Source organism: Sphaerochaeta sp., from assembly GCF_050178175.1.
In the GTDB taxonomy this organism is placed as follows: Bacteria; Spirochaetota; Spirochaetia; order Sphaerochaetales; family Sphaerochaetaceae; genus Sphaerochaeta.
This window is the reverse complement of the sequence record NZ_JBFXGH010000183.1, coordinates 1-3,147: the sequence shown is the minus strand read 5'-3', so window position 1 is coordinate 3,147 and position 3,147 is coordinate 1. Positions and strand designations below refer to the sequence as shown.

Annotated in this window: 4 protein-coding genes; 2 read left to right on the top strand and 2 right to left on the bottom strand. The window is 48.0% G+C overall.

Annotation, left to right across the window (positions count from 1 at the left end; genetic code table 11):
• Positions 1-244 precede the first annotated feature (244 nt).
• Positions 245-370, bottom strand: a complete 126-nt coding sequence (locus tag AB7S66_RS12255; RefSeq protein ID WP_428520405.1) for a hypothetical protein — start codon at positions 368-370, stop codon at positions 245-247.
• A gap of 10 nt (positions 371-380) precedes the next feature.
• Positions 381-1,517, bottom strand: a complete 1,137-nt coding sequence (locus tag AB7S66_RS12250) for a sodium ion-translocating decarboxylase subunit beta (protein WP_428520403.1) — start codon at positions 1,515-1,517, stop codon at positions 381-383.
• 200 nt (positions 1,518-1,717) lie between these two features.
• Between AB7S66_RS12250 and AB7S66_RS12245 the strand changes: the two genes are divergently transcribed.
• On the top strand, positions 1,718-2,101 hold the full coding sequence (locus tag AB7S66_RS12245; protein ID WP_428520401.1) for a GNAT family N-acetyltransferase: 384 nt from the start codon (positions 1,718-1,720) through the stop codon (positions 2,099-2,101).
• Positions 2,102-2,179: 78 nt separating this feature from the next.
• Positions 2,180-3,147: NAD(P)-dependent alcohol dehydrogenase (locus AB7S66_RS12240; RefSeq protein ID WP_428520399.1), on the top strand; the 968-nt coding region annotated here is incomplete at its 3' end.

Sequence of the window (3,147 nt, the reverse complement as noted above, 5' to 3'; positions counted from 1 at the left end):
CATTTATTGCTCTTGATCTGGGCAAGTAACTGTTCATATACTTGGTTGGAGATTTTTTCTTGTCTCACAATTTTCGTTGAATTCTGTTGCGGCATTAAAAGCTCCCCCCAAGTCAGTATCACTGATAGGTTATCATACAAGTATTATCTGTCAAGCATTTTTTTACACTATTTTATTATAGTATAGCAATATCGATATATGAATATCGAGTGAAGGATTTCTATCTTGCCCCTCTTCCACCCAATCAACTCTCTTTATTCTTTGACTTACCAAGAGAAAGCAGAACCAGGAATATGATAAAGATGACCACGAAGATGGCCAGCATTCCTTGTCCCATCAATGTCAGGGATTTTGAAAAAATTGACTGCATACGCCTCCTCCTACAACAATCCTGGGACCAAACCCAGGATGACACCGCCGGCGATGACTGAAGCAATCTGCCCAGCAACATTTGCCCCAACCGCATGCATCAGTAGATGGTTCTGCGGATCTGCTTGCTGGCCAAGCCGCTGGATGACCCTTGCCGACATGGGGAAGGCAGAAATCCCTGCAGCCCCAACCATCGGGTTGACCTTCTGCTTCACGAACAAGTTCAAGATCTTGGCAAATACAACACCGGCGATGGTATCAAAGATGAATGCAAGCAATCCAAGCCCCATGATCATGATGGTCTGCACTGTTACAAACGCTTCTGCTTTCATCGTGGATGCAATCGTGATACCGAGCAACAGTGTAATCAGGTTGACCAAGACCGTCTGCGCTGCGGTAGAGAGCGTATCCAGCACAGTACACTCCCTGATCAGGTTACCAAACATCAGCATCCCTACCAAGGAAACAGAAGCAGGGGCTACATAGCCAGCCACCACGGTAACGATGATCGGAAAGAGAATCTTTGCCCGCTTCGTTACTGAACGGGGATTGTACGGCATCTTGATCATCCGCTCTTTCTTGGTGGTCACCAACTTGATGGCAAACGGCTGAATGATAGGCACCAAGGCCATATACGAATACGCTGCAATGGCAATCGGGCCTACATACTTGCTTCCAAGAACCTGGGAGACCAGGATTGATGTGGGTCCGTCTGCTGCCCCTATGATGCCAATCGAGGCTGCATCAATGAGGCTGAATCCAAGCAAGGTTGCCACACTGATAGTGGCAAAGATACCCCACTGGGCAGCAGCCCCAAAGAGGATCAGCTTTGGATTGGCCAGGAGTGGACCAAAGTCGATCATCGCTCCGATACCAATGAACAGCAACAGGGGCAATGCCTCTGCAGATTCTATTCCCAGCTCAAAAAGCCAGTCAAGAATACCCGGTACCTCCCCAATTCCCTCCATCATCTGTGTGATGGCTCCAGAGAACGGCAAGTTGACCAAGATGGCGCCAAAGCCCATGGGAAGCAAGAGAGATGGCTCGAGTTTCTTTGCAATCGCAAGATAAATAAGAAGACCTCCCACACCAAACATCACTAGTTGCTTCCACGTGGTGTTAAGAAGTCCCTCCAGCAAGAAGTCCATAGAGAACCTCCGGGGAAAAAGAATAGGGGGAGAAGTTGACTTCGCACTAGGGCAATGAAGCTCCCCCAACGTTGTTAATCATAGAGGGCTTATAGTCCGAGGTCAAATGATAATTCTGGAAGATTTGGATCTTATTCGAGGCAAGAAGTCGTATATATGTATTTAAGCCATATACGACTCCTCTTATAGTATGTATTCTCATGCATACATCTATTTTACTGACAAACAAGGACATTCCTGCAGTACGTGCCTATATAGCACATGGGAAAGAGAAGCTCAGGCAAACAAGGGAGAATTATAAGAAAGGCTGTGAAGGGTATGGGATTTGCAAAGATAGCTTGTTGGTATGCACAGCCTATACCACTGCCACTACACGAAGCGGGGCCATGATCATTGGGGTGGCCATACACCCCGCCTATCGCCAGAGAGTCTATGCGTCCATGGTGATGAATCATCTCTGTGAACAGGGATTTGAGAGAGGACTCTCATTCCTTTGCCTTTTCTATGACAAGCCTTCAGCAAGCACCATGTACCACAGGCTTGGATTTGAAACAATCGAACGCTGGACGATGATGAAGTTCTAGGCTCATATCGAAATATTGGTGTTTACAGGTTGCATGCTCACCACAATGACTTAGAATGGTTATGAGGAGAAGCATACAATGAAAGCACTGGTGCTGGAAGAAAAGGGACGACTGAGCGTACGTGATTTTCCCATTGAAGAGCACATGGGCCCCTACGATGTCACCGTAGATGTGAAAGCATGCGGCATCTGTGGTAGTGACGTCCACTACTACACAGAAGGAGCTATCGGGGATTTCGTCGTCAAGGAACCGATGATACTCGGTCACGAGGCTGCAGGAATCGTGGTTGCCAAGGGAGAACATGTCACCAACCTGGAAATTGGGGATTTGGTCTGTATGGAACCAGGGGTTCCCAACCTACAAGCGAAACAAGTATTGGAAGGAAATTACCACCTTGACCCGGATATCTCTTTCTGGGCTACCCCACCAATTCATGGCTGCTTGCGTGAGCAGGTCGTACATCCCTCCCGTTTCTGTTTCAAGTTACCCAAAGGAGTAAGTGTACAGGAAGGTGCCATGATGGAACCTTTGGCAACTGGTATTGAGGCAGCAAAGAAAGCCAAGGTAACACCTGGTGACACTGCCCTGGTAGTAGGAGCCGGGACCATTGGCATTATGGTTGCAATCTCCTGCCTTGCTGCCGGATGCTCCAAGGTATTCATCAGCGATGTAAAAGAGGAGAAGCTAGCCATTGCAGCTTCCTATAAGAATATCATTCCCATCAATGTGGCAAACCAGGAGCTGGAGGCAACCATCATGGCTGAAACAAACAACGAAGGAGTAGATCGCCTCTTTGAAGCCTCGGGCAACCCAAGAGTCTATCCTTCATTCTTCCGATGTGCCAAACGCGGTGCTACAGTGGTACTGGTAGGTATGATGAACGGTACCGTTCCCCTTGATGTTTCCTTGCTCCAGGTCCGCGGTCTTCGTATCGAGACACTCTTCCGCTACACGAACACCTTCGACAGGGCAGTAGCCTTGGTGGCAAATGGTTCTATTGATGTAAAACCCCTGATCTCCAAGGTATTCCCCTTTGAGAAGGCAGT

Coding starts and splice junctions, on each gene's coding strand:
- AB7S66_RS12255 (WP_428520405.1), bottom strand. CDS start 370: ATGCAGTCAATTTTTTCAAAATCCCTGACATTGATGGGACAAGGAATG.
- AB7S66_RS12245 (WP_428520401.1), top strand. CDS start 1,718: ATGCATACATCTATTTTACTGACAAACAAGGACATTCCTGCAGTACGT.
- AB7S66_RS12250 (WP_428520403.1), bottom strand. CDS start 1,517: ATGGACTTCTTGCTGGAGGGACTTCTTAACACCACGTGGAAGCAACTA.